16 protein-coding genes are annotated in these 17,280 nt (G+C 65.4%); 3 read left to right on the top strand and 13 right to left on the bottom strand.

Translation table 11 applies throughout. The features are described 5' to 3' along the window. Window positions 1–10 precede the first annotated feature (10 nt). The 5 genes from L879_RS0106250 to L879_RS0106225 all read right to left on the bottom strand — a co-directional run bounded on the left by L879_RS0106250 (window position 11) and on the right by L879_RS0106225 (window position 5,335). On the bottom strand, window positions 11–838 hold the full coding sequence (locus tag L879_RS0106250; RefSeq protein WP_027315349.1) for an aldo/keto reductase: 828 nt from the start codon (window positions 836–838) through the stop codon (window positions 11–13). A 213-nt stretch (window positions 839–1,051) separates the two neighbouring features. Then, window positions 1,052–2,443 (bottom strand): M10 family metallopeptidase, encoded by a 1,392-nt coding sequence (locus L879_RS0106245; RefSeq protein ID WP_027315348.1) that lies wholly within the window; start codon window positions 2,441–2,443, stop codon window positions 1,052–1,054. Window positions 2,444–2,765: 322 nt separating this feature from the next. Next, the gene (locus L879_RS0106235) at window positions 2,766–3,551 is read right to left on the bottom strand and encodes a MetQ/NlpA family ABC transporter substrate-binding protein (protein WP_027315347.1); all 786 of its coding nucleotides are present in this window, start codon (window positions 3,549–3,551) and stop codon (window positions 2,766–2,768) included. A 34-nt stretch (window positions 3,552–3,585) separates the two neighbouring features. Then, the gene (locus L879_RS0106230) at window positions 3,586–4,251 is read right to left on the bottom strand and encodes a methionine ABC transporter permease (protein WP_027315346.1); all 666 of its coding nucleotides are present in this window, start codon (window positions 4,249–4,251) and stop codon (window positions 3,586–3,588) included. After that, window positions 4,241–5,335, bottom strand: a complete 1,095-nt coding sequence (locus L879_RS0106225; RefSeq protein ID WP_027315345.1) for a methionine ABC transporter ATP-binding protein — start codon at window positions 5,333–5,335, stop codon at window positions 4,241–4,243. Before L879_RS0106225 ends, L879_RS0106230 begins: the two co-directional genes overlap by 11 nt. Before the next feature lie 260 nt (window positions 5,336–5,595). Between L879_RS0106225 and L879_RS0106220 the strand changes: the two genes are divergently transcribed. Continuing rightward, window positions 5,596–7,692, top strand: a complete 2,097-nt coding sequence (locus L879_RS0106220; RefSeq protein WP_027315344.1) for an ABC transporter ATP-binding protein/permease — start codon at window positions 5,596–5,598, stop codon at window positions 7,690–7,692. Window positions 7,693–7,758: 66 nt separating this feature from the next. On the opposite strand, the gene L879_RS0106215 is transcribed toward L879_RS0106220, so the two are convergent. The 6 genes from L879_RS0106215 to L879_RS0106190 form a co-directional block, all read right to left on the bottom strand. Then, entirely contained in the window at window positions 7,759–8,238 is a 480-nt protein-coding gene (locus tag L879_RS0106215) for an META domain-containing protein (RefSeq protein ID WP_027315343.1), read from the bottom strand. Window positions 8,239–8,390: 152 nt separating this feature from the next. Continuing rightward, entirely contained in the window at window positions 8,391–9,365 is a 975-nt protein-coding gene (hisG, locus tag L879_RS0106210) for an ATP phosphoribosyltransferase (RefSeq protein WP_027315342.1), read from the bottom strand. Continuing rightward, entirely contained in the window at window positions 9,365–10,459 is a 1,095-nt protein-coding gene (locus L879_RS0106205; RefSeq protein WP_027315341.1) for an ATP phosphoribosyltransferase regulatory subunit, read from the bottom strand. Before L879_RS0106205 ends, hisG begins: the two co-directional genes overlap by 1 nt. Window positions 10,460–10,703: 244 nt before the next feature. Next, window positions 10,704–11,153, bottom strand: a complete 450-nt coding sequence (locus L879_RS20695; RefSeq protein WP_154664105.1) for a hypothetical protein — start codon at window positions 11,151–11,153, stop codon at window positions 10,704–10,706. 70 nt (window positions 11,154–11,223) lie between these two features. After that, window positions 11,224–12,708, bottom strand: coding sequence for a histidine--tRNA ligase (hisS, locus tag L879_RS0106195; RefSeq protein WP_027315340.1), 1,485 nt, complete (start codon window positions 12,706–12,708; stop codon window positions 11,224–11,226). 73 nt (window positions 12,709–12,781) lie between these two features. After that, window positions 12,782–13,372, bottom strand: a complete 591-nt coding sequence (locus tag L879_RS0106190; RefSeq protein ID WP_035458811.1) for a hydrolase — start codon at window positions 13,370–13,372, stop codon at window positions 12,782–12,784. A gap of 167 nt (window positions 13,373–13,539) precedes the next feature. Between L879_RS0106190 and L879_RS0106185 the strand changes: the two genes are divergently transcribed. Then, entirely contained in the window at window positions 13,540–14,091 is a 552-nt protein-coding gene (locus L879_RS0106185; RefSeq protein ID WP_161634639.1) for a TetR/AcrR family transcriptional regulator, read from the top strand. A gap of 20 nt (window positions 14,092–14,111) precedes the next feature. Here the strand turns inward: L879_RS0106185 and aptA are convergent, their stop codons facing one another. Together aptA and L879_RS0106175 are read right to left on the bottom strand one after the other, a co-directional pair. Continuing rightward, on the bottom strand, window positions 14,112–15,461 hold the full coding sequence (gene aptA, locus L879_RS0106180) for an omega-aminotransferase AptA (protein WP_027315337.1): 1,350 nt from the start codon (window positions 15,459–15,461) through the stop codon (window positions 14,112–14,114). A gap of 101 nt (window positions 15,462–15,562) precedes the next feature. Then, the gene (locus L879_RS0106175) at window positions 15,563–15,784 is read right to left on the bottom strand and encodes a heavy-metal-associated domain-containing protein (RefSeq protein ID WP_027315336.1); all 222 of its coding nucleotides are present in this window, start codon (window positions 15,782–15,784) and stop codon (window positions 15,563–15,565) included. A 174-nt stretch (window positions 15,785–15,958) separates the two neighbouring features. On the opposite strand from L879_RS0106175, the gene L879_RS20690 reads away from it, so the two are divergent. Next, the gene (locus L879_RS20690; RefSeq protein WP_154664104.1) at window positions 15,959–17,239 is read left to right on the top strand and encodes an EAL domain-containing protein; all 1,281 of its coding nucleotides are present in this window, start codon (window positions 15,959–15,961) and stop codon (window positions 17,237–17,239) included. Window positions 17,240–17,280 lie beyond the last annotated feature (41 nt).

Raw genomic sequence — 17,280 nt, 5'->3', positions numbered from 1 at the left:
GCTCCTTCGCTCAGGCGAAGACGGCCGGATCCGGTCCCACGCGTCCGGAAGCGCTGTCGAGCCCTTCGATGGCGCGCATGTCGTCCGCATCGAGAGTGAAGTCGAAGACGTCGAGGTTCTCGCGCATGCGCGAGGGGGTCACGGATTTGGGAATGACGATGAGGCCGTTGTCCAGGTGCCAGCGCAGGATGACCTGGGCCGGGGTCTTGCCGTGCTTGCGGCCGATGGCAACGAGCGTTTCATCCGCGAGGATCGTGCCCTGTCCGAGGGGGCTCCAGGCTTCCGTCGCAACGCCGTTCGCCTTGTGGAACGCGCGCAGTTCCTTCTGCTGAAAGCGCGGATGCAGCTCGATCTGGTTGACGGACGGCGTGACGCCGGTTTCGTCGATCAGCCGCTGCAGATGGGGCACCATGAAGTTGGAAACGCCGATGGACTTCGCACGCCCGTCCTGCTTCAGCCTGATCAGCGCGCGCCAGGTGTCGCGATAGGCCTCGCTGCCCGCGACCGGCCAGTGGATGAGGTAGAGGTCCACGGTGTCGAGCTTCAGGCGGGCGAGGCTCTCGTCGAAGGCGCGCAGGGTCTCGTCGTAGCCGTGGCGGTCGTTCCAGACCTTCGTGGTGATGAAGAGCTCGTCCCGTGCGACCCCGGCGGAGCGGATCGCCTGTCCCACGCCTTCCTCGTTGCCGTAGATCGCCGCGGTGTCGATCGAGCGGTAGCCAGCCTTGATCGCCTCGGCCACGGCGCTCGCGGCTTCCTCGTTGGAGACCCGCCAGACCCCGAAGCCGAATTGCGGCATCGCGTTTCCATCGTTCAGGCGGATCGTGGGTATGGTCGACATCGGCTGCTCCGTTGCAATGGCGGCACTATGGTCAAGCCTCGATAGGCACAGGTGAACCCGTCCGTCAAACGAAGATGCGGAAACCGGCACCGCGAACCTCCGTTCCAGGCTCGGCACCCCATTGCCTTGACGCAGGAGCTTTCCCTTGTCCACCCCGGAGGCCCGATCAGGCTCGAGACGCGGCGAATCCGCCGGGGAAGCTTGCAGGCAAGCTCAGACGATGTAGAAATCCTTTTCGGTGAGCTTGAGGTTCTTGGCGAGAAGCGCGAACTTGATCTGCGCGGAAGCGCCGGCTCCGTCCTTGTCGTAGAAGAGATCGCCGGTCTTCTTGTCGTAGATGATCCGATCCTTCGAATCCTTCGCCGCCTTGCCGATGGCGAAAGCGGCTTTGGTCAATGTGCCCTTTTTGATGCCCTTGAAGACGGCATCCTCGAGATAGATCACGTCGCTGACGGGATTGAAATCCATGACCCTGTCGACGTTGCGGGACGAAGGCTCATCGGACAGACGGGTATTGAAGCAGAACTTGTCCTGGCCCTGTCCGCCGTAGAGCCTGTCGTCTCCGGCTCCGCCAAAAAGCCTGTCGTTGCCTGCGCCGCCTTTGAGCGTGTCCGCGCCGGAATTTCCTTTCAGCGTATTGTGGGCATCGTTGCCGATCAGCGTGTCGGATCCGGAGCCGCCGGTGGCATGCTCGATGACGACGCTCGGGCCGATGCAGACGGTGTTCCGCATCGATCGCCCGTCGTCGAACGTGATCGCATCGCCCACGGAGCTGAAACGGCCCTGGCGAAGATCGATGACGCTTCCCACCAAGCCTTTGTAGACGATCGTGTCCGTGCCGCCGGCATCGTAGATGGTTTCCCAGTATTTCTGGCCGGACGAGAACGTATAGGTCGTGTTGCCGACCCTGGTCTTGGTGTCACGGCCATAGAGATGCTGGATCGCCAGCATATCGAGATACATGGGCGTCGTCGGAAAGAAATCCGGCCACGCGCTGTCCGACCACGATGCCGCCGTGTAGCTCATCACCGTCATCGCGTAATGATCGTACCGGTCGTCGAAGCGGGTTGAATTATAGCTGGAGGTTTCGAAGGGATGCTTCAGGCCCAGAGCATGCCCGACTTCGTGCAGGAGAGTCAGATAGGCGTAGGTGCCGGGCCTGTTGGCCTCCGTGCCTGACGTATTCCAGCTGCCGACGCTCATCCAGATATCGCCCGCCTGAGGCGTGGATCCCGGATAATAGGCATGGGCGGCGCTGCCGGACGGGCCGTAGGACGACTTGGCGAAACGGATCTCGCCCACCGTCGTCTGATTGTCGTCGCTACGGGAGGCCGTTATGCCGGAAATGGAAGCCCAGGCATTCATGGCCCATGTGGCGCCCTGGATTTCGGCTGGAGAAAAGGCGTACCACTGCGACTGCTCGCTGTAGGAGGAGTAGCCGTTGGCGAACCATGCCGTTCCTTGCGGGACGCTCCACGAGATGGAGACCCCGACACCCTTCGAGCCGGATCCCCATTTCTGGCCATAGATCAGGCCGGTGGCGAGACCGGCCGCAAACGATGAAACGCGATTGTTGTCGAGATAATTCTGAGTCGGGCTTGCCATGTCCACATCCCCCCTTGCAGACAGCCAATGAATCCTTGCAAGGCACTATAGTTTTGAATTCCCTTTGCGCAACAAGGCTGGATCGCGCATGCGCAGGCCGGTTCGTCGCATCCGGCCTGCGCATGCGATGTAACGATATTCTACTTGGGGGCCGATTTGACCTCGGCGTCCCACTTCTTGAGCAGGCGCGTCCGCTCCGCCACGGAGCCGTATTTGACCGTGTCGAAACGCGTGCGAGAGAATGCGTGCGACAGCACTGGAAACCGAAAAGGCCGGGCGGCGAGCCCGGCCTTCTGAAAGAAGGAAAGAGGAGGGAGAGCGCCTACCAGCTGGTGAGCACGGCGCCCTTGAACTTCTCTTCCACGAACTTCTTCACCTCGGGCGAACGATAGGCTTCGACGAGGCTCTTCACCCAAGGCTTGTCCTTGTCGGCAGCGCGCACGGCGATGATGTTGACATAGGGCCCCTTCGGGTTTTCGCGGGTCAGCGCATCCTTCACCGGATCGAGGCCGGCCTGCGTGGCGTAGTTGGTGTTGATCACCGCCGCATCCACGTCGTCGAGCACGCGCGGGGCCTGCGCCGCGTCGATCTCGGTGAACTTCAGGTTCTTGGCATTGGCGGTGATGTCGAGGATCGTCGGCTTGAAGCCCACGCCGTCCTTCAGCTTGATCAGCCCCTTGTCCTGCAGCAGCAGAAGCGCGCGGCCGCCATTGGTCGGGTCGTTCGGAATGGCGATGTTCGCGCCGCTCGGCAGCGCGTCGAAGGCCTTGTGCTTCTTCGAATAGATACCGATCGGGAAATTCACGGTCTGCGCGACGGTCTCGATCTTGTAGCCGCGCGCTTCCTTCTGATTGTCCAGATAGGGCTGGTGCTGGAAGGAATTGGCCTCGAGTTCACCGGAGGAGAGGGCTTCGTTCGGCACCACATAGTCGGAGAACTCGACGATCTTGATGTCGAGGCCTTTCTGCGCTGCGATAGGCTTCACGGCTTCGAGGATCTGCGCATGCGGACCGGGCGTGGCGCCGATGCGAATGGTCTGCGTCTGCGCGAGGGCCGGGAGGGCGGCAAGCGAAAAGAGAGCGGCGAGGCCGAGTTTCTTCAGGGACATCGGGGAACTCCTTGGACGATGTTGTGGGTGAGGATCAGGCGTGACGGATGCGCTTGTTGAGGCGCCGGGCGAGGCGGTCGCCGATGCTCTGCACCGCCTGGACGAGGACGATGAGCACCACCACAACGGCGAGCATCATTTCGGGCATGAAGCGCTGGTAGCCGTAGCGGATGCCGAGATCGCCCAGGCCCCCGCCGCCCACGGCGCCCACCATGGCCGAGAAGCCGAGGAGCGATACGACGGCGAGCGTGAGGCCGAGCACGATGCCGGGCAGGGCCTCAGGAATGAGCACCTTGCGCACGATCTGGAACGGGCTGGCGCCGAAGGCGCGCGCGGCTTCGATCAGGCCCTGGTCCACTTCGCGGATCGCGCCTTCGATGAGCCGCGCGATGAAGGGCGTCGCGGCGATCGTCAGCGGCACGATCGCGGCATTGGTGCCGATGGAGGTGCCTGCGATGAGGCGCGTGAAGGGAATGATCGCGACGACGAGGATGATGAAGGGCGTGGAGCGCGTGGCGTTGACGATGACGCCGACCACCCGGTTGACCCAGGGAGCCGCGAACAATTCGCCCTTGCCGGAGGTGGCGAGGAACACGCCGAGCGGAAGGCCGAAGAGGGTCGCGATCAAGGCCGAAACCGCAACCATGTAGAGCGTTTCGCCGGTGGAATGGGCGATGAGGCGGATCATCTCAGGCGACATGGCCGAGGACCTCCGTGTCGAGACCGGGCTTGTTCAGGAAATCGAGGGCGGCGGCGAGGGATCGTTCCGGCACGCCCACCACCAGGGTGCCGAAGGGACGGCCGGCAATCTCGTCCACTGCGCCGGACAGGATGTTGGCCTCGATGCCGTGCTCGCGGGCGAGCCGCGCGAGCACCGGGTCCGTGGCGTGCGGGCCACGGAAGCCGATGCGGATCACCGCCTGGCTGCCGGGCGACGCCTCGGCGCGCAGATGGTTCGCCACATAGGGCGGCAACGCGCGGCCGGATTCGTCGGCGAGGAAGGAACGGGTCACCTCGTGCTGCGGGCGGGTGAAGATCTCGAACACGTCGCCCTGCTCGACGATATGCCCGCCCTCGATCACCGCGACCTCGCGGGCGATGTTGCGGATCACCGCCATCTCGTGGGTGATGAGCAGGATGGTCAGGCCAAGCTCCGCGTTGATCTTCGTGAGTAGGTCGAGAATGGAGCGCGTGGTTTCCGGATCGAGGGCGGAAGTCGCTTCATCCGAGAGCAGCACCTTCGGCTTCGTGGCGAGCGCGCGGGCGATGCCGACGCGCTGCTTCTGGCCGCCGGACAGTTCGGACGGGTAGCGGTTGCGCTTGTCGGAGAGGCCGACGAGGGCCAGAAGCTCCTCGACCCGCGTCCTGATCTCCGCCTTGTCGTAGCCCGCCACCTCGAGGGGCAGGGCGATGTTGTCCGCCGCCGTGCGCGAGGAGAGCAGGTTGAAGTGCTGGAAGATCATGCCGATGGAGCGGCGGGCGTGACGAAGAGCCGCCTCGGGCAGGGCCGCGATGTCGGCCCCGTCCACGATCACCTTGCCGGACGAGGGCTTTTCCAGGCCGTTCACCAGGCGGATCAGGGTGGACTTGCCGGCGCCGGAGCGCCCAATCACGCCGAGGATCGAGCCCTGCGGCACGGAGAGGTTGATTTCGCGCAGAGCGGTGACGGGCTGGCCGTCACGGCCGGGAAAAGTCTTCGAGACCTTTTCCAGGCGCACGATGGGTGCCGCCGGGATCAGGCGCTGGGCAGGCTCGCTGCCGAGATATCCGAGAGGGGCGTTCATGACTTCGCCTTTTGAGGGCTGACGCGTGACATGGCTTCGACACATGAGCCATATCGTTCTCTATGTCAACGATTTCGTTCTTTAAATAGGACAATCTGTTTTGAAGAACGATGCTCGGCTTTTAACGGCCTGTCCCGATCGTCACAAGACTGCTATCGCTGGCAGAGGGAGGAGGTCCTCCTTTCTTTCGCCACAAGCGCGATTGATCCGGCTGGCCTCAAGGATCGATGGGCCGGACCGGATTTCGGCAGGAGACGTGCATGATCAAAGCGAGCCTTGTGCTGGCACTCGTAGGTTTGGGCGTTCTGGCCGCTTCCCTGTCCGGGACGGTCGGGGTTCCGTTCTATCTTCCGCTCTCGACCCTGGCCCTCGCCGGGACCGTATATATCGGGAGGCACATCCCCAAGTTCCTGCGCATCTTCCTCGTGATGCTCTCGGTGACGCATCTCCTGTTCGTCGCGCTGATCCTGGGAGTCACGGCGGGGCTCATCACCGGCGACTACACGGGCTATGTTCCGCCGCCCTCCGCCGCCCTGGGCGCGACGGTGTTCGGCATCCTCATTTACGGCCTGTCCTATGTGCGCGTGGTCCGCACGATCTGCCGCATCACGGACCGCTATCTCGAATCCCAGACCGACAGCGTCATCCGTCTTCCGTTCATCGGTCTCGTGCGGGCGCGCGAGGGCACCATCGGGACGTGGATCATCGGCGTTCTGATTGCGCTCAATCTGTCGCAGGTCGCGCTCAACGTGCGCCTCAGCTTCTTCTCCCGGGACATGTTCAATGCGATCCAGGATAAGGATGCGGGGGCCTTCTGGTATCAGCTCTTCTTCATCTTCACGCCGCTGGCGGCCGTCTTCGTCGCCGTTGCCCTGATCGACGTGCTGCTTCAGTACGTTCTCACCATCCGGTGGCGCGCATTTCTCAACACCTATTATGTCGGCCAATGGCTCGGGGATGGAGCGCATTACAGAATGCAGCTCACCAACCAGGGCGCCGACAACCCGGATCAGCGCATCTCCGAAGATCTCCGGAAGTTCATCGACAGCACCTATTCCCTGTCGATCGGATTGATGAATCAGGCGGCGACCCTTGTGTCGTTCATCGCGATCCTCTGGACGATCTCGGCGGGCTTCACATTGCCCGGGACCGATGTCGAAGTCCCGGGCCTTCTGGTCTGGATCTGTGCGATCTACGCCATCCTGGGAACCTGGATCACGCACCTCATCGGGCGTCCTCTGATCGGCCTGAACTTTCAGCAGGAGCGTGTGGAGGCGAACTATCGCTTCTCGCTCGCGCGCCTGCGTGAATATCCGGAGCAGATCGCGCTTCTGGCAGGCGAACCTGCCGAAAAGGAGGGCCTTGCCCGCCGCTTCACGCAGATCGTCGACAACTATATGCAGATCGCCCTTCGCCTCATGAAGCTCAACACCTTCACGGCGGCGTATTTCCAGGCGAACGTGGTCGTGCCCTACATCCTGACCGCGCCCTATTATTTCGCGGGCAAGATCACGCTTGGCCAGATGCAGCAGGTCAACGGCGCCTTCTCCCGCGTGACGTCGGCGCTCACCTATTTCATCCAGATCTACACCACGCTTGCCGACTACAAGGCGGTGCTCGACCGTCTCACGACCTTCGAGAGCGCCATTGCGTCGGCGCAGCGCGTCGGCGGCGAGAGCAAGCTGGCGGTCACGCCCGCGGCCAGCGGCGAACTGCGCCTCAAGGACCTCGACGTGCGCCTGCCCGACGGCAGCGACCTGCTCCATGCGAAGGATCTCTCGTTCCGTCCCGGCGAGCGCACGCTGATGACCGGGCCCTCGGGCTCGGGCAAGTCCACCCTGTTCCGCGCCATCGCGGGCATCTGGCCCTTCGGCGAGGGGCAGGTCCTGGTGCCGGAGGGGCAGACCATGATGCTCCTGCCGCAGCGCCCCTACATCCCCATCGGGACCCTGCGCGAGGCGGTGACCTATCCGGCCCGGTCCGATTCCTACAACGACGCACAGATCGCGGAAGCCCTGCGGGCGGCCAGGCTGCCCCAGATCGCGGACAGGCTCGACGAGGACCGCAACTGGGGCCAGACCCTCTCCCTCGGCGAGCAGCAGCGCCTGGCGGTCGCCCGCGCGCTTCTCGCCAGGCCCGACTGGCTGTTCCTGGACGAGGCCACGGCGGCCCTCGACGAGCCCACGGAACAGGAGATTTACCGCGTCATCCGGGAGAAGCTGCCGAGCACGACGGTCGTTTCCATCGGCCACCGCTCGACGCTTGCAGCCTTCCACGACCGGCGCATCGACATGAAAAAGACCGAGAGCGGCCTCTCGACTCCCGTCGACCTGCGTCAGGCGGAGCCTGCCGAGTAAACTGTGTGGAGCTCTCAAAGAAAAGGCCGGCAAAAGCCGGCCTTTTTGTCGGGATGAATGCGGGGATCAGAGCGAGCGCTCGAAGCGCAGCTCGCCGCCGTTCTGGGTGCGGATGATCAGGTTGCGGCCCTGGATGTCCCACTTGCCCGAGGAGCGGAGCGCCACGAGAAAGGCCTGCTCGGCGGCCATGACGGACTTGTCGCAACTCTTCTTGGTCAGGGCGAAGGGGCCGACGGCAAGCATCTGGTCGCGCAGGGGATAGGCGGCGGTGGCATAGGTGTTGCAGCCGGAAAAACCCGTAGCCCGCAGCTGGTCGTCGAGCTTGAAGCTCGGGCGTTCGCCGGAGAAGGGCTTGCCGTTCAGGCTCACGGCCACCCAGGAGGAGTTGAGCGGGAAGACCTTGCCCTGCTCGCCGGGCTGCGGGACCTTCGGGTCCACCTGACGGGTCGGGCCGGCCGGACGGCCGAGGGACGCCGCCGATTGGGCATGAGCTCCCGAGACGGCGGCGAGGGCCGCCAGACATGTCGCAAGTCGAAGTGCGTTCATCGGAACCTCTTCATCGGAAAAAACGCCCGGACCATAAGGGGCCTTGAGCGTCGAGGCAACGCCCAAGGCGCTCCCAAGGTCATCTTGTCCTATCCGGCGTGAGAAAGCACACCTTAACTGACGGCCCGCTGAACGGAACCGCCGCAAGCCGGTCAGCCGATCCGCCGCAGGAGCCGCTCGGTGAGAGCGTTGGTGGGGCGGAACAGGTAATCGAAGGCGCGGACCGAGATGTCCTGAGCGCCGATGCCCTGCAGGGCCGCCACGATGTCGAAGACGTTCGAGGCCCGGCAATGGAGCACGACCTCGCGGCCCAGGGCGTTGCCGTAAGGCAGCGTCGCGCCATGGTCCTTGGCCAGCGCCACCAGCGCCGAGGCCCGCGCCGGGTCGAGGGCCGCCCGCACCTCGCGGGTGGTGCGCGCTTCCTCCTCGGCGGCGATGCGGGTCAGCACGGCGGTCGCGGCGGCCTTGGCCCGGGCGCTCCAGGGGGCGCGGGCCGAGGCTACGAGATTGGCTTCCGAGCGCAGCATCACGCCGTCGTCAAGGATCTTGAGCGCATTGGCGGCCAGCGTCGCGCCGGTGGTGGTGATGTCCACGATCAGCTCCGCCGAGCCCGCCCCCGGCGCGCCCTCGGTGGCGCCCAGACTCTCGACGATGCGGTAATCGCTGACGCCCTTTTCGGCGAAGAAGCGGCGCGTGAGGTTCACGTATTTCGTCGCCACCCGCATCTTGGTGCCGTGGCGGGCGCGGATGTCGGCCGCCACCTCGTCGAGATCGGCCATTGTGCGCACGTCGATCCACGCCTGCGGCACGGCGACCACCACATTGGCGTGTCCGAAGCCCAGCGGGGTCAGGAGCTCCACCGCCGCGTCCGCATCCGCGACCTGCTCGCGGATCAGGTCCTCGCCGGTGATGCCCAGATGCGCCGCGCCGCTGGCGAGCTGGCTCACGATCTCGGAGGCGGAGAGGAAGGCGACCTCCACGTCCGGCACGCCCGCGAGCGTGCCGCGATAATCGCGCGCCCCGCGGGACTGGGTGAAGACGAGCCCGGCGCGGGCGAAGAACGCGGCTGCGTTCTCCTGCAGGCGTCCTTTGGAGGGAACCGCCAGAATGAGGGGAGAAACGGTCATCAGGGCCTCCCCACGATGCGGTCGAGCCAGAAGGAGCAGCCGACCGCCGGGATCGGGGTCTCGGCGCCCAGGTGTTCGAGCAGGCGGTCGTAGCGGCCGCCGCCCACCACGGGCTTGCCGTCGCTGCGGCGCGGGTCCTGCACCTCGAAGATGAAGCCCGTGTAGTAGTCGAGATTGCGGGCGAAGGTGGCGGCGAACGAGAAGCTGCCCACGTCGAGCCCCCGCGCGGCCATGAAGCCGGTGCGCTCCTCGAAAGCGGTCAGCGCGCCTGCGATGTCGAGGCCGGCGTCCTTCGCCAGCGTCCGGACGTCATGAGCCGCCTGATCCGGGTCTCCGGCGATGGCGAGATAGCGCTCCAGCACCTGCCGCGCCTCGTCGGCGAGGCCCGTGCGGTTCGCGGCCCGTGCCAGGAAGCGCTCGGCGATCTCGCCCGCGCTGCGCCCGCCGACGCGGGCGATGCCCGCGATCGAGAGAATGTCCTCCACGAAGGCCTTGGCGGCCTGGGGAGCCTGGCCTTCGATGGCGGCGAGAAGGCCCGCATGCTCCTGCTGTCCGGTCCCCTCGGGCTCGGCGAGGCTCGCCAGCCCTTGACCCGACACGATGGCGCGGATCACCCGGCGCTTGGCGGCGGGCGCGATCCCCAGAGCATCGATCAGGGCGTTGAGAAGGCCCATGTCGCCGAGCTTCACGACGGGGGCGGAGCCGCCGATCCGGGCGAGGCCGTCGAGAGCAAGGGCCAGAATCTCGGCATCGACCGCCGAGACGTCCGCTCGCCCGATGGATTCGAGGCCCGCCTGCAGAAACTCGCCGCTCTCCCCCGGGCGCATCCGGAAGACCGGGCCGCCATAGGAATAGCCCGATGGCCGGGCTCCGCGATGGGACAGATGCTGGAGGCAGACGGGAATGGTGTATTCGGGCCTGAGGCACAGTTCCGCGCCCGAGGCGTCCTGCGTCACGAACATGCGACGCCGGATATCCTCGCCCGACAGGTCGATGAACACGTCCGCCGGCTGGAGAACCGGCGGTTCGACACGCGCATAGCCCTCGCGCTCGAAAAGCGCGATCAGCGCAACAATGGCATCCGTCTCCGTCACTGGCCTTGCCCAATCCTTGTGTTGGCATGCTCTCTAGCGCATCGTGCGGAAAAGTGGACCCGGTTTTCCGCTCAAAACGATGCGCTTCTCCAATAAAGAAGCATCGGATCGATCCCAAAAGTGCAAGTCCACTTTTGGGTCCGATGCTTTATCAATGACGGACGGGGAAGGCGACCGTTTTCAGCGCGAAGGGTGAACGAGTGAAACGGATTGGGAGGCGATCACCCGAACGATGCGCCGATGCTCAGGGCTTTCCGGCCGTATCGGTTTTCTCGCCTTTGGCCTTCGTGGTCTTGCGCTTGCTGTGGTCGCTGGTGCGATGGACGTATTTGACCTTTTTGGGCTCCGCCTTGGCGCCCCGGTCGGAACCGCTCTCCTCGCCCACGAGCTTGGGGGGCAGGAACTGGCGGGCGGCTTCCGATACGACGCTGGCGACGGCGCCCGCGGCGGTCCGGGTCAGGTCCGCGGTCTGGGACCCGGCCTCGACGGCGGCAGCGCCGGCCTTCCTGGCGGGCCGTGTCTTGGTGAGGGCGGCGGCAGCCGCGGCGGCGGCGGCGATGAGGGCGTCGGCCAGGATCTCGCGCCCGAGATCGGAATTGATCAGCTCCATGAAGCCGGATTTCTTCATGGATTTCGCAAGCTTCGTGCCGGTGCCCTTCTTGGCCTTGCCGCCGCTCTTCTTGTCCTTCGCCATGTTCATCTCCTGATGGTCAAGCTTCCAGAACAACCCTCGGGAGACCATGGGAGTTCCCGAAAGGCCAAGGTTATCCGAAGTGCCGGGCCAGAACCTCGCGCACGGCTTCGACCAGCTTGTCTTCCGCCACGGAGAACTGCGCCGGGCGGGCGGCCTTCCATTCCTCGTTGGAGGCGATGGCGGCGGCGGCCTTGGCGCCTTCGATCAGGTCCTTGATCTCGACCTCGCCGCGCTCGCGCTCGTTGGAGCCCTGGATGACCACGCAGGGGCTCTGGCGGCGGTCGGCGTATTTCATCTGCGCCTTCATGCCCGAGGAGCCGAGGTAGAGCTCGGCGCGGATGCCGGCTCCGCGCAGGGTGGAGACCATGCGCTGATAGGCAGCGATCTGGTCCTTGTCCATGACGAGCACCACCACGGGGCCGGGCTTCTCGGCGCCGGAGACGATGGGGCTCTTGATCAGCTGGAGGGCCGAGAGCAGGCGCGAGACGCCGATGGAGAAGCCCGTGGCCGGAACCGGCTCGGCGCGGAAGCGGCCCACCAGGCCGTCATAGCGCCCGCCGCCGCCCACCGAGCCGAAACGCACGGGGCGTCCGTCCTCGTCCTGCACCTGGAAGGTCAGCTCCGCCTCATAGACCGGGCCGGTATAGTATTCGAGGCCACGCACCACGGAGGGGTCGATGACGATGCGGTCCTCGTAACCCGAGGAAGCGATGAGGGAAGCGATCTCCGCAAGCTCCTCCACGCCTTCGGCGCCTCGGGCCGACGAGCCCACGACCTCGCGCAGGTTCTCGACCGTTGCCGCATTGCTCGCGCCCTTGGCGGCCGTGAAGGCGAGCACGCGCTCGATGGCCTCGGGGATGAGTTCCGCGCCCTTGGTGAAGTCGCCGCTCTCGTCCTTGCGGCCATGGCCGAGGAGCTGGCGCACGCCGTCGGGGCCGAGACGGTCGAGCTTGTCGATGGCGCGCAGCACGATCAGGCGCTGGCCGGCCTTCTCGTCGCCGCCGAGGCCGATGGCCTCCAAAACGCCGTCGAGAACCTTGCGGTTGTTGACCTTGATCAGGAAGTCGCTGCGCTTGAGGCCGAGCTTTTCCATCGTATCGGCGGCCATCATGCAGATTTCCGCATCCGCCGCGACGGAGGCCGCGCCGACCGTGTCGGCGTCGAACTGCATGAACTGACGGAAGCGGCCCGGGCCCGGCTTCTCGTTGCGGAAGACCCAGCCCGCGCGATAGCTGCGATAGGGCTTGGGCAGCGCGTCGAAGTTCTCGGCCACGTAGCGGGCGAGCGGCGCGGTCAGGTCGTAGCGCAGCGACAGCCACTGCTCGTCGTCGTCCTGGAATGAGAACACGCCCTCGTTCGGGCGGTCCTGGTCGGGCAGGAACTTGCCGAGCGCGTCGGTGTACTCGACGAAGGGCGTCTCGACGCCCTCGAAGCCGTAGAGCTCATAAGACTCGCGGATCGCCGCGAGCATACGCTCGGTGGCGGAAAGGTCGGCGGGGGTGCGGTCGGCAAAGCCGCGCGGGGCGCGGGCCTTGATTTTGTCGGCCTTGGACATGGTTTTAAACGGCAGCCGTTGGATTGGAAAAACGTGCTGCGGTCCTACTCCCTGCGGCAGCCAGGGGCAAGGCTTATGCCGCCCCCGGACTTGCAAGGCCCGCCAGAATATCCGCCGTCGAGCGGACGCGGGCGACGCGCGGCAGGATCTTCTCGATGGAGAAGCGGTGCATGTCCGCATCGATGCTGGAGGAGGCATCTTCCGCAACGATGACCGAGTAGCTTTGCTGCCAGGCATCCCGAGCCGTGGATTCGACGCCGAAATTGGTCATCACCCCACCAAGGATGATCGTGGAAATGCCCCTGCGCCGAAGCTGAAGATCGAGTTCCGTGCCGTGAAAGGCGCTCCATTGGCGCTTGGTGATGATCACATCAGGTTCGGCATTGAAGTCGCAGGAGAATGCTTGGGCCTCAGGCGGGAAACCGCCTTCAGGCAAGGGAAGAGCGACATCCACCGGCTGGTGCAGGGCATCGGCATAGCCCGACGAGAAGGCCGCGCGGGTCAGGATGATTGTGCCGCCAGCCTCCTTCAGATTCTGGGCCAGATGGGAGGCATTGCCGACAACCGTTGAGGCTGGGTGTGGTGCGATCGGCATGCCAAGGGTCCAGTTCTGCAGATCGATCATCACAAGGGCGGCTCGGCGTGTATCGAGATCGTTCAGCATGGCTTGGTCCTGAGGTAAGAGGAACGACCAGGGTTTTCCTGGCAGGAATTTCATTATATGAGGGTGTCCTCATAAAAATGAGTTATATGAGCATGTCCTCACAAAACTCAAGCGAGACTGTCGATGCCGCTCCGCGTATTCCCCAGCGAAAGCGCGGGCGAGAGCGCGTGGCTGCGCTCCTGAAGGCAGGGGCTGAGGTGTTTTCCGAAAAGGGTTATGAGGCGGCTACGATGACGGAAATCGCTGCGCGTGCAGGCGCGTCCATCGGCTCGCTCTATCAGTTCTTCCCCACCAAAGAGCTTTTGGCGAAGGCTCTGCACGAGGCCTATCTGGCCGACCTCTCGTCCATGCTGGAGGGGGTGCGGCAGGAAGCTTCAGGCCAGAGTGCCGCCGGGATGGCGGATAGGCTGTTTGATGGGCTGCTGGCTTTCCTAGCCGAGCGGCCTGCTTTCAGCGCCCTCGCGGAGCGACGCGATATCGATAAAGAACAGAAGCGCAAGACAGGGGCTGCGATGCGAGAGCAGATTGCCGGATTGCTCGCCTCCACTTCTCAACCGTTCCCAAAAGCGCGCCGTGAGGCCATGGCGGCCGTCGTGCTGCAATTGATGAAGGTCGCGGTTTCTCTCAGCTCCGAAGAAGATGCGGATCGGCGTCGTGCCGTCCAATTCGAGTTGCGGCAGATGCTGAAAGGCCACCTGAACAGCGTCCAGGTGGCCTGAGAGTTTACAGGCTTTGAGCCTCAAGCCACCGCCTTGATCACCTTGGTGAGCTTCTCGACGATCTCGCCGATCTGGTTCTCGGTGATGACGAGGGGCGGGGAAAGGGCGATGGTGTCGCCGGTGATGCGCATCATGATGCCCTGCTCCTGGAAGCCCCGGTCCATGGCCTCGAAGGCGCGGGCGCCCACCGCGTCGGGCCGCGAGGCGAGGTCGATGGCACCCACGAGGCCGATGGTGCGGATGTCGAGGACGTTCGGCAGGCCTTTCAAGGAGTGGATCGCATCGGCCCAGACCGGCTCGAGGGTCTTGGCCCGCTCGAACAGCTTCTCGTCCCGGTAGATGTCCTGGGCCGCGAGGGCCGCGGCGCAGGCCAGCGGATGGCCGGAATAGGTGTAGCCGTGGAACAGCTCGATCATGTGCTCCGGACCCTTCATGAAGGTGTCGTAGAGCCCCTGGCGCACCATCACGCCGCCCATGGGCACGGTGCCGGAATTCACGCCTTTGGCGAAGGTGATCATGTCCGGGATGACCCCGTAGCGCTCGGCGGCGAAGGCCGTGCCGAGACGGCCGAAACCAGTGATGACCTCGTCGAAGATGAGCAGGATGCCGTGCTTGTCGCAGATCTCGCGCAGGCGCTTGAGATAGCCCTTGGGAGCAGCGAGCACGCCGGTGGAGCCCGCCATGGGCTCGACGATCACGGCCGCGATGGTCGAGGCGTCGTGCAGCGCCACGATGCGCTCCAGCTCGTCGGCCAGGTGCGCGCCCCATTCGGGCTCGCCGCGCGAAAAGGCCTGCTGCTCGCGGTTATAGGTGTGGGGCAGGTGGTCGACGCCCGCGAGCAGGGTGCCGAAGAACTGGCGGTTCTTGACGATGCCGCCGACCGAGATGCCGCCGAAGCCGACGCCGTGATAGCCGCGCTCGCGGCCGATCAGGCGCGTCTTGCTGCCCTGGCCCTTCACGTTCCAGTAGGCGAGGGCGACTTTCAGCGCCGTGTCCACCGCCTCGGAGCCCGAGTTGCAGAAGAAGACGTGATTCAGGTCGCCGGGCGCGAGCTGGGCGAGGCGCGAGGCGAGGGCGAAGCCGCCCGCATGGCCGAACTGGAAGGCCGGCGAATAGTCGAGCTCCTGCGCCTGGGCCTGGATGGCCTGCGTGATCTCGTCCCGGTTATGGCCGGCGTTGCAGCACCAGAGGCCCGCCGCCCCATCGATCACCTCCCGGCCGTCGGGGGTGTAGTAATACATGCCCTTGGCGCGGGCGATCATGCGCGGGCGCTGCTTGAAGGAGCGGTTCGCCGTGAACGGAAGCCACCAGGCTTCCAGGTCGTTCGGAGCAAGTGAATCGTTGGCGGCTCGGGATGTCTGGGCGCTCATGATGTTCCCCGGGAATGACTGTCCCGGGAACCTAGCAGCCGTTACGGGAGGCCGCCAAGAAGAGTTTCGTCGAATGCGACGAGACGCGGGCGCGGCCGCCTTCAGCCGGTCATGGCCCGAGCCTCGTACCCGGCCGCATCGAGCGCCTTCGCCACCTCGACGCTCTGCGCAGTTGTCAGGAGATGGACGCGTCCGTGCTCCAGATCCACCTGGACCTCGGCGCCGGGGTCAAGCCGCCGGATGGCCTTCGTGACCGCGTTCACGCAGCCCTGGCAGGTCATGCCTTCAACCTGCATGAGCAGGTCCTTGCGGGTCTCTTCCATGGGGCAATCCTCTCTGCCGTTTCGTCAGGGTTATGGGCGAGCAACGCGCGGTTGCAAAAAAGTGTCCATTTCGGGAAACCGAATCTTGCCGAGCGAATCGCCCTGATTCAATGTCGGGAAAGACACTGATTCGCGCCGTTGCGCCGAGCCAGGGGAGCGGGGGCACCCATGGTCATGAACAAGAAAAACACTTCCGTCCTGCGGGACGTGAAGGCGGCTCTGCTCGCCTTCTCGCCGGCCTTCCTGACGGCCGCCGCATCGGCCTATGTGCCGATGGAGGGCGGCGTCGTGATGCCGGTTCTCGCCTTCCTGATCGCTGCGTTCTTCGCCGGCCTCGTCGTCCTCTGGCGGCAGGCCGAAGCGGAGCGGCGGATGCTCACCGTTCAGCTCGAGAGCCTGGAACGGCAGGGGCAGGGTTCCGCCGCGCCGCAGGCGTCGCGTTCGCCCAGGCCTGCGGCCGCCGGGCCGGCGGGGCTTCTGCGCGAGCTCGCCCGCACCGCGGACGAACGGCAGAGCACGGCGACGCCGGGGGCGAAGCCGGCCGCCAAGCCCGTGCTCAGGCTCGTGCCCCATCGGCAGCCCGTCCGGGCCGAATTTCCCGAGCCGTCGCTGCTGCCGTCCCTGCGCAGGCTCTCGACGGACGAGACGACCCGCATCCGGCTGATCGTCCAGGCCTTCGAGGCCGAGAGGATCGAGCTGCACCTGCAGCCCGTCGTGTCGCTTCCTCAGTGCAAGATCCGCTTCTACGAGGTTCTCACCCGCCTGCGGCTGGCGGATGGAATGCTGCTGAGCGCGTCGGAATTCCTGCCGATCCTCGCGGCTTCGGGCCGGGCGCCGGATTTCGACCGGCGGGTCCTCGGCCGCTCCATGGCCGTCGCCCGCCATCTCGTCGCCAGCGGCAGCGAATCCATCCTGGGTGTGAACCTCTCGCCCCATTCCCTCGCCGAGCCGGGCTTCCTCGGATCGGTGGCCGCCGCCCTGGACGTTGCGCCCGGGATCGCCGGTCGGATCGTCCTGGAGCTTCCCCAGGACAGCTGGCGCCGTCTCGACGGCGAGGGTCGGGCGGCCGTCGCGGAGCTGCGGGAGCGGGGCGTGCCGTTCTCCCTCGACCGCGCCGCGGACCTCGCCTTCGATCCGCAGGAGCTCGCCGACCTCGGCATCCGCTTCATGAAGCTTCCGGCAGGCCTGATGATCGAGGCCGCTGCGCGGGAGGACGGCCGCTATGCGGGGCCTGAGCGCAACGTGCGCGATTTCGCCCCGGACCTGCGCCGCCAGGGCATCCGGCTCATCGCCGAAGGGGTGGATCAGGAAGAGATGGTGCCGGTTCTGTGCGATCTCGGCGTGCCGCTCGCCCAGGGCTTCGTTTTCGCGACCCCTCGCCCGGTCAAGCCGGAGATCTTCGGAGAGCCTTCCGGTCTGGAGGATGCGCCCATCCGGTTGCGCCAGGCCGGTTGATGGGAGGCGCGCGAGGCTTCCATCGCGAGCGCATCGGGCCT

Source organism: Microvirga flocculans ATCC BAA-817 (assembly GCF_000518665.1).
GTDB classification, from domain to species: Bacteria; Pseudomonadota; Alphaproteobacteria; order Rhizobiales; family Beijerinckiaceae; genus Microvirga; species Microvirga flocculans.
Note: the sequence above shows the minus strand (reverse complement) of the source record. Positions and strands in the feature narration are given on the sequence as shown.